The sequence below is a fragment of the Acidocella sp. MX-AZ03 genome (genome assembly GCF_027626035.1).
GTDB lineage: Bacteria > Pseudomonadota > Alphaproteobacteria > Acetobacterales > Acetobacteraceae > Acidocella > Acidocella facilis.
This window is the reverse complement of the sequence record NZ_CP110774.1, coordinates 98,212-120,365: the sequence shown is the minus strand read 5'-3', so window position 1 is coordinate 120,365 and position 22,154 is coordinate 98,212. Positions and strand designations below refer to the sequence as shown.

19 protein-coding genes, 1 tRNA gene and 3 pseudogenes are annotated in these 22,154 nt (G+C 66.2%); 9 read left to right on the top strand and 14 right to left on the bottom strand.

Annotated elements, in window-relative coordinates; translation table 11 throughout:
• Positions 1-413: 413 nt before the first annotated feature.
• From hcp to GT370_RS00680, 4 genes and pseudogenes are all read left to right on the top strand, one after another.
• Entirely contained in the window at positions 414-1,568 is a 1,155-nt protein-coding gene (gene hcp, locus GT370_RS00700; protein ID WP_270183730.1) for a hydroxylamine reductase, read from the top strand.
• Positions 1,565-2,063 (top strand): annotated as a pseudogene (locus tag GT370_RS21095) (hypothetical protein). Before hcp ends, GT370_RS21095 begins: the two are co-directional and overlap by 4 nt.
• Before the next feature lie 54 nt (positions 2,064-2,117).
• Positions 2,118-3,125 carry an FAD-binding oxidoreductase gene (locus GT370_RS00685; RefSeq protein ID WP_008493747.1) on the top strand — a complete coding sequence of 336 codons (1,008 nt, stop codon included), beginning with the start codon at positions 2,118-2,120 and terminating at the stop codon, positions 3,123-3,125.
• Between the two features lie 31 nt (positions 3,126-3,156).
• Complete coding sequence (locus tag GT370_RS00680; RefSeq protein ID WP_008493748.1) at positions 3,157-3,621, top strand: Rrf2 family transcriptional regulator; 465 nt, start codon at positions 3,157-3,159, stop codon at positions 3,619-3,621.
• Positions 3,622-3,793: 172 nt separating this feature from the next.
• Here the strand turns inward: GT370_RS00680 and GT370_RS00675 are convergent, their stop codons facing one another.
• Genes GT370_RS00675 through tnpB form a run of 6 tightly spaced genes read right to left on the bottom strand, consistent with a single transcriptional unit; the run spans position 3,794 to position 7,278 of the window.
• Positions 3,794-4,426 (bottom strand): DsbA family protein, encoded by a 633-nt coding sequence (locus tag GT370_RS00675; RefSeq protein WP_008493749.1) that lies wholly within the window; start codon positions 4,424-4,426, stop codon positions 3,794-3,796.
• A complete protein-coding gene (locus tag GT370_RS00670) occupies positions 4,423-5,100 on the bottom strand; it encodes a haloacid dehalogenase type II (RefSeq protein ID WP_008493750.1) in 678 nt (225 codons plus the stop codon). Before GT370_RS00670 ends, GT370_RS00675 begins: the two co-directional genes overlap by 4 nt.
• Before the next feature lie 13 nt (positions 5,101-5,113).
• Positions 5,114-5,812, bottom strand: coding sequence for a glutathione S-transferase family protein (locus GT370_RS00665; RefSeq protein WP_008493751.1), 699 nt, complete (start codon positions 5,810-5,812; stop codon positions 5,114-5,116).
• Entirely contained in the window at positions 5,812-6,516 is a 705-nt protein-coding gene (locus GT370_RS00660; RefSeq protein WP_008493753.1) for a glutathione S-transferase N-terminal domain-containing protein, read from the bottom strand. Before GT370_RS00660 ends, GT370_RS00665 begins: the two co-directional genes overlap by 1 nt.
• Positions 6,517-6,521: 5 nt before the next feature.
• Positions 6,522-7,124 (bottom strand): TetR/AcrR family transcriptional regulator, encoded by a 603-nt coding sequence (locus GT370_RS00655; protein ID WP_008493755.1) that lies wholly within the window; start codon positions 7,122-7,124, stop codon positions 6,522-6,524.
• Positions 7,099-7,278, bottom strand: a complete 180-nt coding sequence (tnpB, locus tag GT370_RS00650; protein ID WP_270183728.1) for an IS66 family insertion sequence element accessory protein TnpB — start codon at positions 7,276-7,278, stop codon at positions 7,099-7,101. Before tnpB ends, GT370_RS00655 begins: the two co-directional genes overlap by 26 nt.
• A gap of 65 nt (positions 7,279-7,343) precedes the next feature.
• Between tnpB and GT370_RS21090 the strand changes: the two are divergent.
• Positions 7,344-7,412: pseudogene (locus tag GT370_RS21090) on the top strand (hypothetical protein); the annotation flags it as partial.
• A gap of 567 nt (positions 7,413-7,979) precedes the next feature.
• On the opposite strand, the gene GT370_RS00640 reads toward GT370_RS21090, so the two are convergent.
• The 7 genes from GT370_RS00640 to GT370_RS00610 all read right to left on the bottom strand — a co-directional run bounded on the left by GT370_RS00640 (position 7,980) and on the right by GT370_RS00610 (position 16,463).
• Positions 7,980-8,055: transfer RNA gene (locus GT370_RS00640), tRNA-Glu, on the bottom strand.
• A 39-nt stretch (positions 8,056-8,094) separates the two neighbouring features.
• On the bottom strand, positions 8,095-9,864 hold the full coding sequence (recJ, locus tag GT370_RS00635) for a single-stranded-DNA-specific exonuclease RecJ (RefSeq protein WP_008493757.1): 1,770 nt from the start codon (positions 9,862-9,864) through the stop codon (positions 8,095-8,097).
• Positions 9,865-9,903: 39 nt separating this feature from the next.
• Entirely contained in the window at positions 9,904-10,248 is a 345-nt protein-coding gene (locus GT370_RS00630; RefSeq protein ID WP_144052686.1) for an energy transducer TonB, read from the bottom strand.
• 64 nt (positions 10,249-10,312) lie between these two features.
• On the bottom strand, positions 10,313-11,314 hold the full coding sequence (locus GT370_RS00625; protein WP_270183726.1) for a hypothetical protein: 1,002 nt from the start codon (positions 11,312-11,314) through the stop codon (positions 10,313-10,315).
• A gap of 133 nt (positions 11,315-11,447) precedes the next feature.
• The gene (gene dnaJ, locus GT370_RS00620; RefSeq protein ID WP_008493760.1) at positions 11,448-12,596 is read right to left on the bottom strand and encodes a molecular chaperone DnaJ; all 1,149 of its coding nucleotides are present in this window, start codon (positions 12,594-12,596) and stop codon (positions 11,448-11,450) included.
• 186 nt (positions 12,597-12,782) lie between these two features.
• Positions 12,783-14,693, bottom strand: coding sequence for a molecular chaperone DnaK (gene dnaK, locus GT370_RS00615; protein ID WP_008493761.1), 1,911 nt, complete (start codon positions 14,691-14,693; stop codon positions 12,783-12,785).
• A 195-nt stretch (positions 14,694-14,888) separates the two neighbouring features.
• Positions 14,889-16,463, bottom strand: coding sequence for a 2-isopropylmalate synthase (locus GT370_RS00610; protein ID WP_008493762.1), 1,575 nt, complete (start codon positions 16,461-16,463; stop codon positions 14,889-14,891).
• A 243-nt stretch (positions 16,464-16,706) separates the two neighbouring features.
• On the opposite strand from GT370_RS00610, the gene GT370_RS00605 reads away from it, so the two are divergent.
• Both GT370_RS00605 and GT370_RS00600 read left to right on the top strand, forming a co-directional pair.
• Positions 16,707-16,934, top strand: a complete 228-nt coding sequence (locus GT370_RS00605; RefSeq protein ID WP_270183725.1) for a hypothetical protein — start codon at positions 16,707-16,709, stop codon at positions 16,932-16,934.
• Positions 16,835-17,338 carry an HAD family hydrolase gene (locus tag GT370_RS00600; RefSeq protein ID WP_270183724.1) on the top strand — a complete coding sequence of 168 codons (504 nt, stop codon included), beginning with the start codon at positions 16,835-16,837 and terminating at the stop codon, positions 17,336-17,338. Before GT370_RS00605 ends, GT370_RS00600 begins: the two co-directional genes overlap by 100 nt.
• A 133-nt stretch (positions 17,339-17,471) precedes the next feature.
• Here GT370_RS00600 and GT370_RS00595 read toward each other — a convergent pair whose 3' ends face one another.
• On the bottom strand, positions 17,472-18,362 hold the full coding sequence (locus GT370_RS00595) for an SDR family oxidoreductase (protein WP_008493764.1): 891 nt from the start codon (positions 18,360-18,362) through the stop codon (positions 17,472-17,474).
• Positions 18,363-18,444: 82 nt separating this feature from the next.
• Here GT370_RS00595 and GT370_RS00590 point away from each other — a divergent pair, with 82 nt between their 5' ends.
• Together GT370_RS00590 and GT370_RS00585 are read left to right on the top strand one after the other, a co-directional pair.
• Positions 18,445-19,287 carry a helix-turn-helix transcriptional regulator gene (locus GT370_RS00590; RefSeq protein ID WP_008493765.1) on the top strand — a complete coding sequence of 281 codons (843 nt, stop codon included), beginning with the start codon at positions 18,445-18,447 and terminating at the stop codon, positions 19,285-19,287.
• Between the two features lie 19 nt (positions 19,288-19,306).
• Positions 19,307-22,025 (top strand): annotated as a pseudogene (locus tag GT370_RS00585) (helicase C-terminal domain-containing protein).
• Positions 22,026-22,154: the final 129 nt, after the last annotated feature.

Here is a 22,154-nt window from a genome sequence, read left to right as displayed (position 1 = left end):
GCCCCAAAGCTAAATCAGAAAAAATAAAACCAAGTTTCGGGGTTTTTCAGCAAACTGCTAGCTTTTTGTTCGAGCGAGCAACTTTATCCGATCAAACGAGTCCGTTTGATCGGATGTTGCTCTAGCGTCTCCTTCCCGCTCAAGCCACGCAACCCGGCCGATACGGGCAGAGCCCAGCGAGTCTGAGCGCAGCTTCTGGCCAGTCTTAGAGGCTGTAGCTCGAGCGAAGCGTTCGAGGCGCGGTGGGGCGGCCTGATATGTATCTGTCGAAACAAGAGCGGCCGCGCGTCCAGCATGCACGCCGGCTGGCTGGAGGCAAAGCGTGCCCCTTGATCTGAATCAATGGTCGCCCCGCGGAAAGATGTATTTAGAACGCACCTTTAAGGGTGGAATGATTTTTCGAGGAGCAGGCGATGTTTTGTTTTCAATGCGAGCAGACGGCGCGCCAGGACGGGCAGGCGGGTTGTGCCAGCGCCAAGGGCGTGTGCGGCAAGGATGAGACCACGGCGGATCTGCAGGATCTGCTGATCTACCAGCTGAAAGGGCTGGGCGAGCTGAGCAGCCGGCTGCACCGGCGGGGCACGCCGGACCAGGATGCGGACAGCTTCATCCTCTATGCTTTGTTCACCACCCTCACCAACGTGAATTTCGACCGCACGGTCTTCGTCAAGCTGATCGCCGAGGCGGCGCGCCGGCGCGATGGGCTGCGCGGCGCCCTGGAGGCGGCCGGAGAGCCGCTCACCGGCCTCAGTGCGGCGGCGCATTTCGCCCCGGCGGCGGATCTGGCCGGGTTGCTGGCGCAGGCCAACATCGCCTCGGTGCGAGCCGGGTTGGAGCTGGTCGGCGAGGATGTGATCGGGCTGCGCGCGCTGCTGCTCTACGGGCTGAAAGGCGTGGCCGCTTACGCCCACCATGCCGAGGTGCTGGGCGAACAGCGCGCCGAAATCTATGCCGGCATCGCCCATGCGCTGGATGTGCTGGCGCATGACCCGGCCGATATCGGCCTGCTGCTGGAAGAGGCGCTGGCGCTGGGCCAGCTGAACCTGACCGTGATGGAGGCGCTGGACGCCGCCAATACCGGCAGCTTCGGCCAGCCGACGCCGACAAGGGTGCGCACCAGCCCGGTGGCCGGCAAGGCGATCCTGGTCTCCGGCCATGATCTGCGGGATCTGCACAAGATCCTGGAGGCCACCCAGGGCACCGGCATCAATATTTACACCCATGGCGAGATGCTGCCCGCCCATGGCTATCCGAAGCTGCACGCCTACCCGCATCTGGCCGGGAATTACGGCGGCGCCTGGCAGAACCAGCAGCAGGAATTTTCCGACTTCCCCGGCCCGATCGTGATGACCTCGAACTGCCTGATCGAGCCGCGCCCCGCCTACCGCAACCGCATCTTCACCGCCGGGCCAGTGGGCTGGCCGGGGCTGCGCCATATCCAGCATGATGATTACGCCCAGGTGATCCAGGCCGCGCAGGCGATGCCGGGCCTCGCCGAAACCGCGCCGGAGACCAGCATCCTGGTCGGTTTCGCGCGTGAGGCGGTGCTGGGGCGGCGCAGACCGTGATCGACGCGGTGAAAGCCGGCGCGATCAAGCATTTCTTCCTGATCGGCGGCTGCGACGGTGCCGCCCCGGGCGCAATTACTATACCGACTTCGCCGACCACGCCCCGGACGATACCGTGCTGCTGACGCTGGGCTGCGGCAAATACCGCTTCAACAGCCATGAGTTCGGTAATATCGGCCCGCTGCCGCGGCTGCTGGATGTCGGCCAGTGCAACGACACCTACTCCGCCATCCAGATCGCCAGCGCCCTGGCGGAGGCGTTTGGCTGCGGGTGAATGATCTGCCGCTGACATTGGTGGTCTCCTGGTTCGAGCAGAAGGCGGCGGCGGTGCTGCTGACGCTGCTGGCGCTGGGGCTGCGCAATCTGCGGCTGGGGCCGAGCCTGCCCGCCTTCCTGACGCCGGCATTGCTGAACGTGCTGGTGGAAAAATTCGGCGTGCAGCCGATCACCACGGCCGAGGCGGATATCGCGGCGGCGCTGGCCCGCGCGGCCTGAACCGCTAGGCTGGCCGGGTATTTCCCCGGCCAGCCTGTTTCCAGGGACAAGACGATGAAGCTCACTTTGCAGACCCGCGACGCGGTAAGCCTCCAAATCGATGCCGCTCCCGGGCAGAGCGTGCTGGCGGCGGCGGAAGCCGCCGGCCTCTACCCGCCCGCCATGTGCCGGGACGGGCAATGCGGCCAATGCGCCGCGCATGTGCGCGCGGGCAGCTATGAGATGGGCCCGCACAGCGCCGCCGCGCTGCCGGCCGGGCCGGGTGGCGTGCTGCTCTGCCGCTGCCTGCCAACGGCCGACCTCGTCGTGGCGCTGCCCTATGACGATGCCCAGCTGCCCCGCCAGAGCGTGCCGGTGCGCGCGGCGGTGGTTGAGGCGCTGCACCCGTGCGGGGCGGCGGCGGTGAGCCTGGTGCTGCGGCTGGTGCCCGATGCGGCAAGCGGCCAGGCGGCGGATTTTCTGCCCGGGCAATATATGGAGCTGTGCCTGCCCGGCGGCACGGTCAGCCGGGCCTATTCGCTGGCCAATCTGCCGAACTGGGACGGGGAGCTGGAATTCCTGATCCGGCTGGTGCCGGGCGGCGCCTTTTCCGGCTGGCTGGCCACTACGGCAAAGCCGGGTGACCGTCTGGAGCTGCGCGGGCCGCTCGGCCATTTCACCCTGGACGAGGCCAGCCCGCGCCCGCGCTGGATGGTCGGCGGCGGCTGCGGTTTCGCGCCTTTGCTCTCGATGCTGCGGCAGATGGCATCCTTCCAGGATGCCACGCCGGTGAAGCTGATCTACGGGGTGAACCGCGCGGCGGAGGCAGTGCCGGAGGCGCTGCTGGCGGAATTGCGCGCGGACCTGCCGCAGCTGGAAACAATCCTCGCCGTCTGGCAGCCGGAGCCGGGCTGCACGGCCTTCCAGGGCAGCAGCGCCGAGGCTCTGGCGGTGGCGCTGAAGACGGCGGCAACGCCGCCGGATCTTTATGTCTGCGGCCCGCCAAAGATGCTGGACGCGGTGCTGGCGGTGGCGCGCGCGGCCGGTCTGCCGCCCGCGCAAATTTTCGCCGAGCGGCTTTAACCGGCCCGGCGGCGAGGGGTATAGTGCAAGGATGCATCTCACCCGGTTCACCGATTACGGCTTGCGGACGCTGATCTACCTGGCCATGCGGCCCGACCGGCTGGCGCAGATCAGCGACATTGCCGCCGCCTACCGGGTTTCGGAAAACCATATGACGAAAGTGGTGCACCGGCTGGGCCAGGCCGGGCTGATCGAGACGATACGCGGCCGCCAGGGCGGGATGCGGCTGGCGCATCCGCCGGCACAGATCCGTATTGGCGATGTGGTGCGCAAGCTGGAGCCGGATTTCGCCCTGGTGGAATGCCAGGGCGATGGCAGCTGCGCGATCCGCGGCGCCTGTGGGCTGGAGAGCGTGCTGGACGAGGCGCTGGCGGCGATGCTGGCGGTGCTGGAGCGCTACACGCTGGAGGATGTCATCGCCGGCAACATGGCCTCGCTGCGCCGGCGCCTGGGCCTGGCGCTGCCGGGCGAAGGGGCGCCGGGCCGGGTGACGTAAAAGCGGTCACGAAGAATGACATGCGAGGTTTTCAGTGAGTCTATGGAGGCTTTCAGGCGTTCCAGCGCATTTGTCGTGTGGATGATTTATGATCGCCACATCGAAGGCAAAACACGGGAACACCTCGCAACGGCGTCGCCTTGCTCACAACAGGGAGAAAAATCGGCGGTACCTACAATGTCTCCAGCCAGGCCGTAAGTGCTGGAATCAGCCTGTCCGCCCGCTGAAAGCCGTTCGTTACGAGTGCATAGCCACTCTGATCTCCCGTCCCGGAGATAAGTGTGGGAAAACCTCGTATGCCCGCTTGCTGCGCCAGGGCGAAATCCTGCATGGTTTCCGCCGCCACGGCAGCGTCATTGAACAGCGTTTTAAAGCCGAGCTCGTCCATGCCCAGTTCCATCGCCAGGTCGGTCAGCACCTCGGCCGCCGTCACGTCGCGGTTTTCGGCGTAAAAGGCGCGTTGAATCCGCGCCAGCGCGGCGAGCCCGCTGGTCATGCCCTGCTGGCGAAAAACCACCACGGCGCGGCTGGCGGGCTCGGTGTCGTACACGAAGCCCTCGCGCTCGAAAAAGCTGAAATCAAATGGCTGACCGGAAGCCTCGCCCACATGCTCCCAATGCGCGCGGATCTCGGCGCGGTCTGACGCCGTCATGGCGTTTATATTGCCAGGACGCAACCCGCCCAGAACCAGGCGCACCGGCAGGGCATCGCCGAACCGACGCGTGATGGCCTCGATCACCGGCGAAAACCCCCAGCACCAGGAGCACATCGGGTCAGCGAAATAAACCAGATGCGGGCCGGTCATGAGGGGGCAAGCCCGAGCAGCGCCGGCAGCGCGGCCAGGCTGGTGACCTCATGCGCCGGGGCGCCGGGCAGGCGCTCGCGGCGCTGGCCGTAGCGGTTGCACCAGACCACGTGCAGGCCGAAATCCGCCGCCGCATGCGCATCCCAGCCATTGGAGGATTGGAAGCTGATCTCCGCCGCCATCAACCCCAGCCTGTCCAACGCATATTGATAGACCCGCCGGTCGGTTTTGTAGGTTTGCAGCGGATGGACGGAGAGCACCTCGTCGAACAGCCCGTCCAGCCCCGAACTGACCAGGGAGGATGCCAGCATTGCCGGGGTGCCGTTGGAGAGAATGGCGGTTTTCACCCCGGCCCGGCGCAGAGCGCGCAGCATGTCTGGCACCTCGGGGAAGGCGTGCAGCGTCTCGAACAGCCCCATCAGCGCCGCATGACGCTGCGGGCTGGCGAGACCCAGGCTCTCCAAAGCGAATTCCAACGCCTCGGCGGTAACCTGGCGGAAATCCGCGTAGCGCCCCTGCAGGGCGCGCAGCCAGGTATATTGCAGCTGCTTGTCGCGCCAGAGCGCGCTCAAGGGGGCGCGCTGCTCGGGCGGAACCTGGTCGCAGCGCGCCGTGGCGGAGGCCAGGTCGAACAAGGTTCCGTAGGCGTCGAAGACACAAGCTTTAATCGCCATGTCAGCCCCTCCTTCAAGCCGCGGCGGGCATGGCGAGAGCCAGCCCTTCATAGGCATTGAGCATGCGCGTGAACCAGCCCGACAGAGCGGATTCGGCGCTGGTCACGTCATGTCCGCCGCAGACGCGCTGCCATTGCAGCGCGGCGAAGACGACATGGTCAGCATAGGCCGGGCCCTCACCGGCGAGATAAGGCTGCTGGCCGAGCGTGGCCGCCAGCGGCCGCAGCGCCTGGCGCAGCGCGCTCAGATGCGCCTCACGTTCCGCCGCCAGATCCGCCAGGCTGCACCCGAAGAAAGCCTCGCGCGTGGTCTTGAAATAATCCTGGTCCTTGGGATGCAGCATGGCGTGGATCTCCGGCAGAATCAGCCGTGCGATCGCCGGATGCAGCACGGTCTCGGTCCAGTCATTGACGAAGGGGGTCAGGGCCTTGCCGGCCACGCCGTTGAAAAGCGAGGGACGATCCGGATAGGTCGCCTCGAGATATTCGGCGATCGCCCAGCTATCCACCACGCAGCGCCCCGCATCGACGAGCACAGGCACCTTGCCCTGGCCGGAAAAAGCAATCTCCTGCTTCTCGGTGAAGCGCCAGGCGATGGTTTCGACAGGCAGGTTTTTATGCGCCAGGGCCAAGCGCACGCGCCAACAATTCGGACTGAAGCGGATGCTCTCATCCTTGGCGGCGAGGTCGTAAAGCTTGATCGTGGCGGTCATTATTTGCTCTCCGTGAGGTTGGTCGCGGTCTGGCCGAACAGGATGGCGCGCGCCTCCTCGCTCACCACCGGCGCGGTGTTGATCTTCTCCGCCAGCGCGTAGGCGCGCTGCACCGCCGGACGCTCGCCCACCAGCGCGAACCAGCGCGCCAGATGCGGGAAATCCTCCAGCGTCTGCTTCTGATTTTTGTGGAGCTTGATCCAGGGATGGCAGGCCATGTCGGCGATGGAGTAATCCCCGGCAATGTAATCGCGCCCGGCCAGGCGCTTGTTGAGCACGCCATAGAGACGGTTGGTCTCGTTCACATAGCGGTCGATGGCATATTGAATTTGCACCGGCGCGTATTGCACGAAATGGTGGTTCTGGCCGGCCATCGGCCCAAGCCCGCCCATCTGCCAATAGAGCCATTGCAGCACTTCGAAGCGCGGGCGGGGCGCGCGGGGTAGAAATTGTCCGGATTTATCGGCCAGATATTCCAAAATCGCGCCGGATTCGAAAATGCTGAGCGGCCCGGCGCCGTCCTCGGGCGTATGGTCAACCATGGCAGGCATGCGGTTATTGGGGGAAATCGCCAGAAATTCAGGCGCGAATTGTTCACCCTTGCTGATATTCACCGGCACGATCTTGTAAGGCAGACCGGTCTCCTCGAGAAAGATTGTGACCTTATGGCCATTTGGCGTGGTCCAGTAATAAAGATCGATCACTTGCATCAAGCTCCTGGTTTAAGGGTTAGTCCGAGCGGGGCCAGGTTGGCCTCAACCAGCCGGCGCAGGCGCACCGGGTCCGGGTCCAACCGGGCGAGAACACGCAACGCCAGCACGGCGCCAAACAGCCCTTCGGCCGCGCGGCTTGGCTCGGTGCCCGGCGGGAGCAGCCCGGCCAGCACGGCACGCTCAATCTGGGCGCGCAGGAAGGCTTCCACCTCGCCGAGCCGTTCGCGAACCAAGCCGCGTGTGGCGGTGTCCGCCGCACCGTCCAGCGCGGTGTTGATGAGCAGACAGCCAGACGGCGTTTCGGTCGAGCAAGAGAGGGCGATTAGCGCCGCGAACAACCCGGCGATGGCGTCACGAGGGTCGGGCAAGGCGGCCAAGCCCGGCAAGAGCTGACCGCTCAGCCCGGTATCGGCATAGCGGCGCAAGACTTCACGAAACAATCCAGACTTATCACCGAAGCGGTTATAAAGTGCCGCCGTGGATAATTTGGTGGCGTTCGTCAGATCCCGCAGGGAGGTGGCGGCGTAGCCTTGACGCCAGAATACGTCACGGGCGCGGTCGAGCAGGGCGTCATCATCGAGTGTACGGGGGCGTGCCATCGATCAGATAATAATAGATCGATCGGTTTATAACAAGATCGCTGCCGTTTACAAAACAGCCCCCAAGGCCATCCCACCACAGGATCTTCACCAGATCGCCGCGTTTGCCGCGGAACACATAGAGCGTGCCGTTATGCGGATCGAGGCTCAGCATGGTCTGCACCTGCGCCGCTAGAGCCTCAAGCTTTTAGCTTGAGGTGCGCCCATTGCGGCGCGGGCATGACGCTGCGGACCGGCAAAGGCTATCGCTATTACACCTGCGCCGGACGCGCCCAGAAGGGGCCTACGCGCTGCGGAGGCTGCACCGTCTCGATGCCCAAGCTCGACCACGCGGTGATCGACACGCTGTCCGAGCGCATCTTCGCATCTGACAGGCTTGCCAACCTCGTCTCTGCTTATCTCGACAAGGCCAAGGCCGACGCCCAGCAGCAGCGCAGCCAGCTCGGCCAGATCAAGGCCGACCTGACCGAGACGGACGGCGCCATCAAGCGCCTGCTGCGCATGGTCGAAGACGGGCTGATGGAGGTCGACGATCCCGCGCTGCGCGAACGCATGACCGCGCTGAAAGCCAAACGTAAAACCCTCACCGCGCAGCTTGACCAGGCGTCCGCCCTGCAACCGACCAACCGCCCGCAGCTTACAGAGGCCAAACTCCAGCGCCTCAGCGAAACCGTCCGCGCCACTTTGCACAAAGCACAGCCGGACCTGCGCAAGGCCTACATCAAATTATTCGTGGACAAGGTTGTCGTCAGCAAACAGGCGATTGAACTCACCGGGCCGAAATCTCTGCTTGTGCGGGCTGCTCTTGCTGACCTGCCAAACACGCCGAACGAAGTTATTACTTTTGTTCGGGAATGGCGTCCCCAAGGGGATTCGAACCCCTGTTACCGCCGTGAGAGGGCGGTGTCCTAGGCCTCTAGACGATGGGGACTAAAGGTGGAGCGCCTGATAAGGCCCTCTTCGTCCCGCGTCAAGCCGGCGCGGCGTCGGTGATGAAAAAACCTGCCGAGACCCTGCCCTGCCAGGATTCCGCCCGCAAATGTCCCGCCAGATGCAGCGGCGCGCCGCCGACGCGGCTCAGCGCCTCGGCCAGCGGGCCGTCCTTGGCGCGGAACAGCAGCGCCTTCATCCGCCCACCGCCCTCGCCTTCCAGCATCACCCGGATGGTGTTGCCGTCCTTGCCGATGCGGTCGGTCTTCACCACCCGCGCGCGCGGCAGCACGAAGAGCGGCTCCTCATTGCCGGTGCCAAACGGCCCCAGCCGGGCCACCATCTGCGCCAGCGCCGCATCCGCCCCGGCCAGCCCCAGCACGCCATCCAGCAGCAGCTCGGCACTCGGCGGCAACAAAGCCGCGCTGGCCAGCCGGTCGTTCAGGAAGCCGTGGAAGGTGGAGAGGGCGGTCTCCGGGGCGGAGAAGCCCGCCGCCATCGCATGGCCGCCACCGGTCGCCAGAATCCCGCTCTGCCGCGCCGCGATCACCGCCGCGCCGAGATCGATCCCCGGCACTGACCGCCCGGAGCCCTTGGCGATGCCATCGGCGATGCCCGCCACCAAAGCCGGCCGGTTGAAGCGCTCCTTCACCCGCCCCGCGACGATGCCGACCACGCCCGGGTGCCAGCCTTCCTGCGCCAGCAGGATGATGCCGTGCCCGCCCGCCACCTGCGCCTCGGCGCGGCTCATCGCGTCGCTCGTCACCCCGGCCTCGACGGTCTGGCGCTGCTTGTTCACCGCATCCAGCGCCTGGGCCAGTTCGGTGGCGAGCTCGGTATCCTCGGCCAGCAGCAGCCGCAGCCCCATATCCGCCTCGGCAATACGCCCGGAGGCGTTGATCCGCGGCCCCAGCGCGAAGCCGCAATGCATCGCCGTCGGCGCCTCGTTCAGCTTTGCCACCTCCAGCAGCGCCGCCAGGCCGGGGCGGGCGCGCCTGGCCATCACCTTCAGCCCCTGCACCACAAAGGCGCGGTTGAGCCCGCTCAGCGGCATCACGTCGCAAATCGTCGCCAGCGCCACCAGGTCGAGCATCTCGCGCAGATCCGGTTCCGCTCTATCGGCGAAGAAGCCGCGCCGGCGCAGCGTGCGCAGCAGCGCCACGGCGCTGAGAAAGGCCACGGCGGCGGCACAGATATGGCGCAGCTCGGAGGGGCAATCCAGCCGGTTCGGGTTCACCGTGGCGCAGACCGGCGGCGGCGGGCCCTCTGATTTATGATGGTCCAGCACGATGATGTCGGCGGCATTATGCAGTGGCGCGAAGGCGGCATGCGCCGCGGTGCCGCAATCCACACACACGATCAGGCTCGCCCCGCGCTCCACCATCGCCCGCAGCGCATCGCTGTTCGGGCCATAGCCCTCGGTCAGCCGGTCCGGCACGTGATAGGTCACCGCGCAGCCGAGCTGGCGCAGCAGCGTCACCATCAGGGCCGCCGAACAGGCGCCATCGACATCGTAATCGCCAAATACGCCGACCATCTCGACCTTGAGCACCGCATCGGCCAGCCGCCCGGCGGCGACATCCATGTCGATCAGGCTGGACGGGTCCGGCAGCATCGCCCGCAGCGTCGGGTCCAGGAAGGTGGGGGCGTGGTCCACGGTGACACCGCGCGAGGCCAGCAACCGCCCCATCAGCTCAGGGATGCCCAGCTGCTGCGCCAGCCCCTCGCCCTGGCGCTCCGCCTGGCCTGGCCGCCAGATCCAGCTTTTGCCGCTCAGACTCTGGGTGATGCCGAAAACATGCGCGTCCATCCGCCGGTTCAGCCAGAATGCGCGAGTCGATGCAAGCGTTCAGCGGATCAGCTGGTAATGCACGGTGTAGCGCACCGTCACATGGTCATCCTTCGCATCCGGCGGGAAAGGCGGCAGGGTATTGTCCCTGAACAGCTGCTCCCAGGCCTGGTCCAGGAACGGCGAGCCGGCGGAATCCAACAGCTTCAGCCCGGTCACATGGCCCTGGCGGTCGACGGTGAATTCCACCGTGGCGGTGCCTTCCTGGTTCTGCTCAATCGCGGCTTGCGGATAATAAGCGTGCTCCTGCACCCATTTGGTCAGCGCCGCATCCCAATCCGCCCCGGCATTGCCCTTCACCGAGAAATCCGAGGCGGTGGCCGCCTGCGCGTCGGAGGTCGGCATGTTCAGTTTCAGACCGCGCGGCGCGGGTGGCGCGGCGGGGCGGCCGGTGACGGATTGCCGTAATTCATCCCGTCCAGCAGCACATATTTCTGCGCCGGCGCGGCGCGGTGCGGGCGCGCCGCATGGGCCGGACGCGGCGGTGGAGTTGGCAGGGGCGGCGGGCTGGGCAGCGCCGTGAGCGGCACATCCGGCACCTGCACTTCCGTCGCGTCCGGATTGGGCGCGGGCTGGGCCGGGGCGGCGGGCGGCGGCGGGGCGGTTTGGGCGCCTGCGCCGGCTGCGGCGGGCCGTGCAGTGGGCTCTGCGGCGCGGTGGTCTGCGGGCCGGTGCCCTCGCTGTCGAACACCACAGACAGGCCGGGCGGGCTTTGCGGCTCCGGCGGGGGGCGCACCCGCACCAGCAGGGCCGCGGCAATCACCAGCGCATGCAAAAGCAGCGCCGCCCCCCAGGCCCATGGGTTGCGGCGCCATTTGCGAACCGGCGTGGCGAGATGCGCTCTCGCCAGCGTTACATCGTCAATCCCGACCCCGGCAGGCTCAGGGACGGTAATAATAATATCCCGGAGGGGCGGAGGTGGCGCGGCATAATAGGCGGGCGGCGCTGCGTAATAGGCCGGTGCGGCAGCTTGCTGGATCGTCTCGCCATGTCCCACCATGCACTGCGCGTAGGCTACATTATACCGGTGCTGCAGCGAATCCGCCGTCGCCTGGGTATTATTACCCGCCACGGCGGCGCCGCCAAGCAGCCCCGCCCCGGCGCCGATGGCCGCCCCCGCGCCGACATTGCCGGAGAGCGAGCCCAGCACCGCGCCAGCGCCGGCGCCAATGGCGGTGCCAAGCGCCGCGGTGGCGACGGAATTATTCTGCGAATTCTGCGCGGTTGCCCCGGCATAGGGCATCTGCGACTGGGCATAGGCCTGGCAGCTCGCCTGATCCGCCTGGAACTGCTCCCAGCTTTTGCCGGGGCCGGGCAGTGCCGTAATGGTAGGGCCGGTCGGCGTGGCCGCCGTGCAGGCCCCCAGAGCCAGCAGCGGCACCAAGGCCGCCACCGTGATTTTGTTCAACATCCGAAACTCCCTAACAAGGCTTTCAAACCACCCACTTATCTAATCCCTGGCCGGGTCTTCGCCAACGCGCCGGCCAAATGGATTACAATTCGTAGCGTGGCGAAATTGCCGGATTTATAGGGCAGAAATAGGACTAATTGCCCTCCGCGACACCTTTTAAGAAATCCTTCACCTTCGCGAAGAAGCCCTCATGCTCCGGGCTGCCAGCCTGATGGCTGGCGGATTCCTGGTCGAACTGCTCCAGCAGCTCGCGCTGGCGCTTGGTCAGGTTCTGCGGGGTTTCCACCGCCACCTGGATATACATATCGCCACGCTGGGTCGAGCGCAGCACCGAGAACCCCTTGGCGCGCAAGCGGAACTGGTCGCCGGACTGGGTGCCGGCCGGGATCTTCACCCGCGCGGCGCTGCCATCGATCGCCGGTACCTCGATCTCCCCGCCCAGGGCCGCCTGGGCCATGCGCAGCGGCACCCGGCAGAAAATATTCGCCCCGTCGCGCTGGAAGATCGCATGCGGGCGGATCGCGACATGCACATAGAGATCGCCCGGCTGGGCACCGCGCGGCCCGGCCTCGCCCTCGCCGGCCAGGCGGATGCGGGTGCCATCCTCCACCCCGGCGGGGATCTGCACCGCGAGCGTGCGCTCACGCGGCACCGTACCCGCACCGGAACATACCCGGCACGGGTTGCGCACGGTATGGCCGCTGCCGCCGCAGGTCGGGCAGGTGCGCTCGACCACGAAGAAGCCCTGCTGGGCGCGCACCCGGCCAGCCCCGCCGCAGGTGGCGCAGCTATCGGCGCTGGCATTCTTGTCGGCGGAGCCGGAGCCGTTACAGGCATCGCAGGCCATCCGGGTCGCCACGCGCACATTCGCCTTGGTGCCGGCGAAGGCTTCCGTGAGGTCGATGGTCACGGCGGCCTTGATGTCGGCGCCGGTCTGCGCGCGCTCAGCGCCGCGCCGGCCGCCACCGCCGAACATCTGTTCGAAAATATCGCCGAGCCCGCCCTCAAACCCACCGAAGCCGCCGCCAAAGCCGCCACCGCCGCCCATGCCGCCATTCTCGAAGGCGGAATGGCCGAAGCGGTCATAGGCGGCGCGCTTCTGATCGTCCTTCAGAACGTCATAGGCTTCGTTCAACTCCTTGAATTTCGCCTCCGCCGCCGTGTCGCCCGGGTTGCGGTCCGGGTGATATTGCATGGCGAGCTTGCGGTAGGCCTTTTTCAGCTCATCGGCGCTGGCGCCACGCGCGACCCCCAGCGTGGCGTAGTAATCCTGTTTGGCCATGGCGGCGCTTTATTCCCTAGCGGCTAGAGCATCAAGCTTTTAGCCTGACGCTCTAAGTTTTGTTTTAGCGAGCAATTTCATGTGTTTATCTTGACGCTGACGCGTCAACCTAAACATATATTGCTCTAGAAACGGAAAATCCCGGGGCCCTCGCCCCGGGATCTTTTTGTCAGCTCAAACCCGGTTTCAGGCGGATTTGTTCTTGTCGTTGACGTCCTCGAAATCGGCGTCCACGACCTTCTCGCCATTCGGCCCAGTGCTCTCGGCCCCCGGCTGCGCCGCGCCGGCGGCGGCCTCGGCCTTGTACATCGCCTCGCCGATCTTCATCGCCACCTGGGTCAGCTTCTCGGAGGCGGCCTTCACCGTCTCGGCGCTGCCGCTCTCCAGCGCGCTCTTGGCTTCGGCAATCGCGGCCTCCGCCTCGGTCTTGTCGGCCGGGGCGATCTTGTCGCCGCCATCCTTCAGGGTCTTCTCAACCTGGTTGATCAGCCCTTCGGTCTGGTTGCGCGCTTCCACCGCCTCGCGCCGCGCCTTGTCAGCCGCCGCGTTCTCCTCGGCATCCTTCACCATGCGCTCGATATCGGCATCGGACAGACCGCCAGAGGCCTGGATACGGATCTGCTGCTCCTTGCCGGTCGCCTTGTCCTTGGCGGAGACGGAGACGATGCCGTTGGCGTCGATATCGAAGGTCACCTCGATCTGCGGCACGCCGCGCGGCGCGGCGGGAATGCCCTGCAGGTCGAAATTGCCCAAGAGCTTGTTGTCCGCCGCCATCTCGCGCTCGCCCTGGAAGACCTTGATGGTCACGGCCGTCTGGCCGTCCTCGGCGGTGGAGAAGGTCTGGCTCTTCTTGGTCGGAATCGTGGTGTTGCGGTCGATCAGACGGGTGAACACGCCACCCAGCGTCTCGATGCCCAGCGAGAGCGGGGTCACGTCCAACAGCAGCACGTCCTTGACGTCGCCCTTCAGCACGCCGCCCTGGATGGCCGCGCCGATCGCCACGACCTCGTCGGGGTTCACATTGCGGGCCGGCTCCTTGCCGAAGAAGCTCTTCACCGTCTCGATGACCTTCGGCATGCGGGTCATACCGCCGACCAGGATCACCTCGGAGATCTCACCGGCGGTGACACCGGCATCCTTCAGCGCCGCGCGGCACGGGGCCAAGGTGCGCTCGATCAGATCCTCGACCAGGCTCTCCAGCTTCGCGCGGGTCAGCTTCAGCACCAGATGCTTCGGCCCGGTGGCGTCGGCGGTGATGAAGGGCAGGTTGATCTCGGTCTCCTTGGAGGAGGACAGCTCGATCTTCGCCTTCTCCGCAGCTTCCTTCAGGCGCTGCAGAGCCAGCTTGTCCTTACGCAGGTCAATGCCCTGGTCCTTCTGGAACTCGGACGCCAGATAATCGATGATGCGGGCGTCGAAATCCTCACCGCCGAGGAAGGTATCGCCGTTGGTGGATTTCACCTCGAACACGCCATCGCCCAGCTCGAGCACGGAGACGTCGAAGGTACCGCCACCAAGGTCATAGACCGCGATGGTGCCGGCGTTCTTCTTGTCCATGCCGTAGGCCAGGGCGGCCGCCGTCGGCTCGTTGATGATGCGCAGCACCTCAAGCCCGGCGATCTTGCCGGCATCCTTGGTCGCCTGGCGCTGGGCGTCGTTGAAGTAGGCCGGCACGGTGATGACGGCCTGGGTGACGGTCTCACCGAGATACGCCTCGGCGGTCTCCTTCATCTTGGTCAGGATGTAGGAGGAAATCTGGCTCGGCGAATATTTCTCGCCACGCGCCTCAACCCAAGCATCGCCATTATCGCCCTTGGCGATGGTATAGGGCACCAGCCCCTTATCCTTGGCCACGGTCGGGTCGTCATAACGGCGGCCAATCAGGCGCTTGACCGCGAACAGCGTGTTGGTCGGGTTGGTAACGGCCTGGCGCTTGGCGCTCTGGCCGACGAGACGCTCGCCCGAGTCAGAGAAGGCGACCATGGACGGCGTCGTGCGCGCGCCCTCGGCGTTCTCGATGACGCGGACATCCTTGCCCTCCAGCACCGCCACGCAAGAATTGGTGGTACCAAGGTCAATACCGATGACTTTGCTCATATATATGCTCCTTTGCAGCGGGTGGCGCCGGCCCGAAGCACCGGGGTCACCCCTTTGAGATGAGTTCTATCTATTCATTGAAACGCCCGGACACAAGAGCTTTGCGCTCATGTCCCGGGCGTGAAAAACGCGCCGAAAAATTAACTTTTGCCGGGGAAAACGGTGCTATACTGCCCGATTCCCCGGTTTTGGGCGTTACGCGCTCATCGCCTCCGGGGCGGTGCGGGCGCGCTTGGTCACCAGCTTGTTCAGCGCATGGATATAAGCCCGCACGGCGGCGACGATGGTGTCGGTATCCGCCCCCTGCCCGTCCACGCTCTTGCCCTCCTCGGTCAGGCGCACCGTGCAGCGGGCCTGGGCGTCGGTGCCCTCGGTGACGGCGCCGACCGAGAACAAGGCCAGCTCGGCGGTGTGCGGGAAAATGCTGCGCATGGCGTTGAAGGCGGCATCCACCGGCCCGTCGCCGCGTTCATCGGCGGCTTTCACCGCGCCGTCGATCTCCAGCTCCAGCTTGGCCCGCGCCGGCTCGCGCGAGCCGGCCCAGACCTCCAGCCCGATGAACTTGATCGTCTCATGGCTGCGCACGACCTCGTCATCCACCAGCGCGACGATGTCCTCGTCATACACAACCTTCTTGCGGTCGGCCAAAATCTTGAAGCGGGAGAAGGCGTCGTTCAGCGCGTTATCGCCGATGTCGCCATAACCCAGCGCGTTCAGCTTGTCGCGGAAGGCGGCACGGCCGGAATGCTTGCCCATCACCAGCGAGGTCTTCTGCCAGCCCACCGATTCCGGGGTCATGATCTCATAGGTGGCGGCATTCTTCAGCATCCCGTCTTGATGGATGCCGCTCTCATGCGCGAAGGCGTTGCGCCCGACGATCGCCTTGTTCGGCTGCACATCGAAGCCGGTGATCGTCGCCAGCAGCTTGGAGGTGCGCAGAATGCGCGGGGTCTCGATCTGGTGCTGGTAGGGCGCGGCATCCGGCCGGGTGCGGATGGCCATCACCACCTCTTCCAGCGCGGCATTGCCGGCGCGCTCGCCGATGCCGTTGATCGTGCATTCGATCTGCCGGGCCCCGCCCTTCACCGCCGCCAGCGTGTTGGCCACGGCCAGGCCCAGATCATTATGATTATGGGTGGACAAAATCACCTGGTCCGCCCCCGGCACCTTCTCGCGCACGGTGGAGAAGATCCGCACCATATCCTCCGGCACCGCATAGCCGACCGTATCGGGGATATTGATGGTGGTGGCGCCGGCCTTGATCGCCGCCTCCACGCAGCGCAGCAGGAATTCCATGTCGGTGCGGGTGCCGTCCTCGGCGGACCATTCCACGTCGTCGGTGAACTGGCGGGCCAGGGTCACGGATTTGGTCACATGCTCCAGCACCACCTCCGGCTCCATCTTCAGCTTGTACTTCATGTGCAAGGGCGAGGTGGAGATGAAGGTGTGGATGCGCTTGCGCTCGGCGTCGCGAATGGCCTCGCCGGCGCGGGTGATGTCATTGGGCGCGGAGCGGGACAGGCCGGTGATCACCGGGCCCTTCACCGTCTCGGCGATTTTCTGCACGCTCTCGAAATCGCCTGGCGAGGCGATCGGAAAGCCGGCCTCGATCACATCCACGCCCAACGAAGCCAATGCCTCCGCCATGCGGATCTTCTCGTCCAGATTCATCGAGAAGCCAGGGGATTGCTCGCCGTCGCGCAGCGTGGTGTCGAAAATAATGACGCGGTTTTCGTCGATCTTGCCAAAATTGGGGTGCGTAAAGCTCATAACTCTGCTCCGAATTTATCTGCCGTGGGCGGTGTTTCTGGCATTCCCCTGAGCGGCGGGCGCGGTCATCGGACACGCGCGAAAAATCACTTATCGCTCAGGGGCGGATAAGTCGAAGGAGCAGCCCAGCGAAGGTGGGGGCAGAAGCCATGCCCTCCGCTTAGACAAATTCCGGGACCAAGGCAAGCAACGTTTCTCTTATGCCCACTTGGCAACAACCCTGCCCCAATCCAGTATCGCCGCATGGATATTCCTGCGCACATCCAGGGCCTGATTTTCGATTGCGACGGCACGCTGGTGGACACCCCGCCCCTCTACGCCGCGGCCTGGATGGCGGCCTTGGCGGAATTCGGGGCCCGGCTGGAGCTGGAATGGTTCCGCCCCGCGCCGGCCTCTCCGAGGACCTGCTGCTGGACGATGTGGAGCGGCATTTCGGCACCACCCTGCCGCGCGAAGACGTGGCAAGGCTGACCCGCGCGCATGTGATGGACAATCTGCACAGCCTGCGGGAGATTCAGGCCGTCGCCAACATCGCCCGCGCCCAGGCCGGGCGGCTGCAACTGGCCGTCGCCTCCTCCGGCCCGGCGGAGATCGTGCAGGCCACGCTGGAGGCCACCGGGCTGCGGCCATTATTCAACCAGATCGTCACCATTGAGGATGTCGCCAACGCCAAGCCGGCGCCGGATCTGTTCCTGGAAGCCGCACGGCGCATGGGGCTGGCCCCCGCCACCTGCCTGGTGTTCGAGGATAGCGCCCAGGGGCTGCAGGCCGCCTTGCTGGCCGGGATGCCGGCGATCGACATCAACAAGCTGATGGCGGACACCGCCCCGCCGCCGGACGGGCTGAACCGCGTCTATCTGCGCAAGTATCTATAGAGCAAAAGTTTTTTGGTGCCGCTTTTTTACAAAAAAGCGGCGAAAAACGTTTGGGGCGTTGGCAACGGCGGTGCCAATACCCCAAACGTTCGTGGGAACTTTTTGGAAAAAGTTCCTACACCCTCAAAAACTTTTAGACCGTTTCCAGCTCCAGCCTGGCCAGATCTTCCAGCATGGTCGGCCCGGTCGGACTCCAGCCAAGCGTCTCCCGGGTCCAGGCGCTCGAAGCCGGCATGTCATGCCCGGCAAACATCGCCAGCCAGCCGAAATAGCCCTGCGCCTCGTCCGGGGTGATCGACTTCACCGGCAGCTTCAACTGCGTGCTCAGCACCCGCGCGATGTCGCGCATCGCCACCCCTTCCTCGGCCACGGCATGATACACCGCCCCCGGCCGCGCCGCCTCCAGCGCCAGCCGGTAGAGCCGCGCCACATCCACCCGCGCCGCCGCCGGCCAGCGATTCGTCCCCTCGCCGATGAGCGCCAGATAGCCATGCTGCAACGCCAGCTGAATATAATAGCTCACCAGCCCCTGCCGGCGCGGATCATGTACCTGCGGCAGCCGCATGATCGCCCCCGCCCCGCCCTGGTCCGCCAGCGCCCGCGCCGCCTCTTCGGAAGCCGCGCGCGGCACGCTCGCATCCGGCCGCGCGTCTTCCGTCGCCACCGCCCCCGCCTCGTTGCGGGCAATGCCGGTGCCGGAGGTGACGATCAGCGGCTTTTTGCTCCCCGCCAGCCCCGCCCCAAGGGCTGCGACAACATGCCGGTCATCCTCGCAATTCGCCATGAAGGTGGAGAAATCATGGTTGAAGGCCAGATGCGCCACGCCATCAGACTCAGCCGCCGCTTTGGTCAGCAATTTGTAATCCTTCATGTCGCCGTGCAGGGCGGTGGCCCCGGTCGCTTCCAGCGCGGCGCGCTTGGCCTCGTCACGATACAGCCCGGTCACCTCATGCCCGGCCAGTATCAGCTCTTTCACCAAAGCGGAGCCGATAAACCCCGTGGCGCCCGTTACAAAAACACGCATGCTCAAATCCTTCCATTTTGCCTCTGGCGGAAGATTTGGCCAGCGCGCTATGGTAGAAAAGACGTGAGTTTATCCTATTATAATGTCTCCTAGCCTCGCCCCCGCCAACGTGCTCGGCACCTATCTGAAAGACCGCCGCGCCCGGCTGGACCCGGCGGCTTTGGGTCTGCCCGCCGCGCGCCGGCGCACCCCCGGCCTGCGCCGCGAGGAGGTGGCCCAGCGCGCCAATATCAGCCCGGCCTGGTACACTTGGCTGGAACAAGGCCGCGGCGGCGCCCCCTCGGCGGATGTGCTGGAGCGCATCGCCCGCGCCTTGATGCTCACCGATATCGAGCGCGAGCATCTCTTCCTGCTTGGCCTCGGCCGCCCGCCGGAGGTGAAATATCGCAGCAGCCCGATCACCCCGCGCCTGCAACGTGTGCTGGACGCGCTCTCCCCCACCCCGGCCGTGATCCGTACCGCGATCTGGGATGTCGCCGCCTGGAACCGCGCCGCCTGCGTGCTGCTGGCCGATTACGATTCGCTGCCGCCGGAGAACCGCAACATCTTGCGCCACATGTTCCTGGAGCCCCGCGCCCGCGCCGCCCAGCATGACTGGGAAACCGTCGCCCGCTTCGTGCTCGGCGCCTTCCGGGTGGATACCGCCCGCAGCGGCGCCGCCGCCGAAATCGCCCCGCTGGTCGAGGAGCTGTCCCGCAAAAGCCCGGATTTCGCCCGTCTGTGGCAGGAGCACGACCTCCACGGCGCCCCTGGCGAGGCGGTGAAGCATATCAAACACCCGCTGCTGGGCCCGCTCGCCTTCGAATATTCCGCCTTCGCGGTCGATGGCCGGCCGGATCTGACTATGGTCATCTACAACCCGCTGGAGGCGAAAGATCTCGCCCGCCTCGCCGCTTTGCTCGACAAACCCCAAGACAAACCGTGAACAGCCACCTATAACCGGGATGATGCCGCCCCTTCCCGCCTTGCCCGCATTGGCCGCCGGCCATGGCCGCGCCGTCCTGCTGGATGGTGACGGGGTGATCACCACCATCAAGCCCGGCAGCGTGGCGCGCCAGGTCGGCGCCTCCATCCCGCTCGCCATCCATGTGCCGGCCACCCTGCGACGCCTCGGCAACCCCGCCATCCAGCTGCTCGACCTGCTGGAACTCTTCGCCTTCGTGCACCCGGCGCAGAGCCTCGCCCCCACCCCGGCCGGGCTGGCGCGGGCGCTGGAAATCCCAGTGCCGACCTCGCTCGACTCCGCCGCCCAGGCGCTGCCGGAAATGGCCGAACTGCTGCTCACCCGTCTGGCCGCCGGCAAGGACACCCCGGCCAACCGCGACGCCCCTGGCCTTGCGGCCCGCATGGGCGCCGCCGGCTGGCTCTGGGCGCCCTATGTCCTGAATGCCCTCGGCCAGCCCGACGCCAAGCCGGACGGCATGGCCATGCGCCTCTGGAAACGCCTGCCGAAATGGGAGGAAGTCGCGCCGCGCCCGCCGCCGTCGAGCTTTCCCATCACCCCGGTCGAGGCCCGCGCGCGCCTCGCCTCCCTGCTCGGCCCGAGGCCGAGCAGCGCCCCGCCCAGGCGGATTTCTGCTCCGCCGCCACCGCCGCCTTTGCGCCAAGGGAGGTCGAGGGCAGCCCGCAAGTGGTCCTCGCCGAGGCCGGCACCGGCACCGGCAAGACCATGGGCTATCTCGCCCCGCCTCGCTCTGGGCCACCCGCAACAAGGGCGCGGTCTGGGTTTCCACCTATACCCGGCATCTGCAGCGCCAGATCGAGCAGGAGGCCCAACGCCTGCCCGCCGGCAGCAATGTCGTGCTGCGCAAGGGCCGGGAGAATTATCTCTGCCTGCTGAATTTCGAAGACGCGATGAACGCCGAAACCCGCGCCATCCCGCTCGGGCTCATCGCCCGCTGGGCCGCCGCGAGTGCCGATGGCGACCTGTTCGGCGGCGACCTGCCCGGCTGGTTCGCCGAGCTTTACGGCCAGGGGCTGCTGGCCTCCATCGCCGACCGGCGCGGCGAATGCATCCATGCCGCCTGCCCGCATTTTTCCACCTGCGTCATCGAGCGCGTCATCCGCAATGCCCGCCAGGCGGATCTGGTCATCGCCAACCATGCGCTGGTGATGGCGCAATCCGTCTGGGGCGGGCTGGATGATGACAGCGTGCCGACCCGCTACGTGTTCGACGAAGGCCACCATATTTTCGATGCCGCCGACAGCGCCTTTGCCATCGAGCTCTCCGGCACCGCGATGGCGGAGCTGCGCCGCTGGCTGCTGGGAGCGGAGGGCACGCGCTCACGCGCCCGGGGCCTGGCCAAGCGGCTGGAGGATATGGCGGCGGTGGACGAGCCCACCCACAAAGCCATCCTGCAGGCGGTGCATCTGGCCAAATGCCTGCCCGCGCCGATGTTCTCCGTGCGCCTCGACCCGGAACTCGCCGCCGACGACAATCCGGCCGAAGCCCTGCTGCGCGCCCTGCGCGCCCAGTCCCGCGCCCGCGCCACCGAGGCCGACCTCAACGCCCCCTTCGGCTTCGAGACCGATCTGCACCCGCTGAATGAGGACGCGCTGCCCGCCGCCCGCAAACTCTCCAAAGCCATGGCGCAGCTGCGCGCGCCCCTGGTGGCCTTGCGCGCGCGCATGCTGGAACGGCTGGAGACCGAGCCGGACCTCGAAGAGGCGATGCGCCAGCGGCTGGAGAGCACCGCCCGCAGCCTGAAGCGCCGCGCCATCGACCCGCTCTCCGGCTGGGGCCGCATCCTGGATGGCATGGAGGCCGAGCCCGCCCCCGGCGAGCGCCCGGCGCGCATCGAATTCCTGCGGCTGGACCGCGAGGCCGGCACGGACAAGGACATCGCCCTGCTATCGCATCTGCTGGACCCGACGGAAGCCTTCACCCAATCCATCGCCGCCCCGGCGCATGGGCTGCTGATCACCTCCGCCACGTTGCGCGACGGCACGGATATGGAAGAGGCCTGGGAAAATGCCGAGGCCCGCACCGGCGCGGCGCACCTCGCCGCGCCGGCCATCCGCGCCGCCTTCGACAGCCCCTTCGATTATGGCGAGCGCACCCGCGTCGTGCTGGTCTCGGACGTCAACACCCAGGATCTCGGCCAGCTCGCCGGCGCCTACAAGGCCTTGTTCGAGGCCGCTGGCGGCGGCGGCCTCGGGCTGTTCACCGCGATCTCACGCCTGCGCGCCGTGCACGCCAAAATCGCAGCCCCGCTCGAGGAGAAAAACATCCCGCTCTACGCCCAGCATGTCGATGCGATGGATAACGCGACGTTAGTGGATATCTTCCGCGCCGAGGAACATTCCTGCCTGCTCGGCACCGATGCGATGCGCGACGGCGTCGACATCCCCGGCAATTCCCTGCGGCTGGTGGTGTTCGAGCGCACCCCCTGGCCGCGCCCGGACATTCTCCACCGCACCCGCCGCACCCATCTGAGCCACGGCGCGCCGAAGGATTACGACGACGCGATCGTGCGCCTGCGCCTGCGCCAGGCCTTCGGCCGCCTGATCCGCCGCGCCGACGACCGCGGCGTCTTCGTCCTGCTCGACCGCGCCTTCCCCTCAAGATTGCTCACGGCCTTTCCGGAACAGGCGCGGATCATACGGTCCTCACTGTCGGAAGCGGTGACGGGGATTGGGCGGTTTTTGCGGGAGGAGGTTTGAGGGGGGAGTGGTCCGGAAGGGGAATGGCGGGTTCAAAGTGTGATTTCAAGGAAAGCTGACATACGTAGCCGAAGGGTAGAAGGCACGTCACGACCCACCGCCGACATCCACCATACTGGCCAATAACAC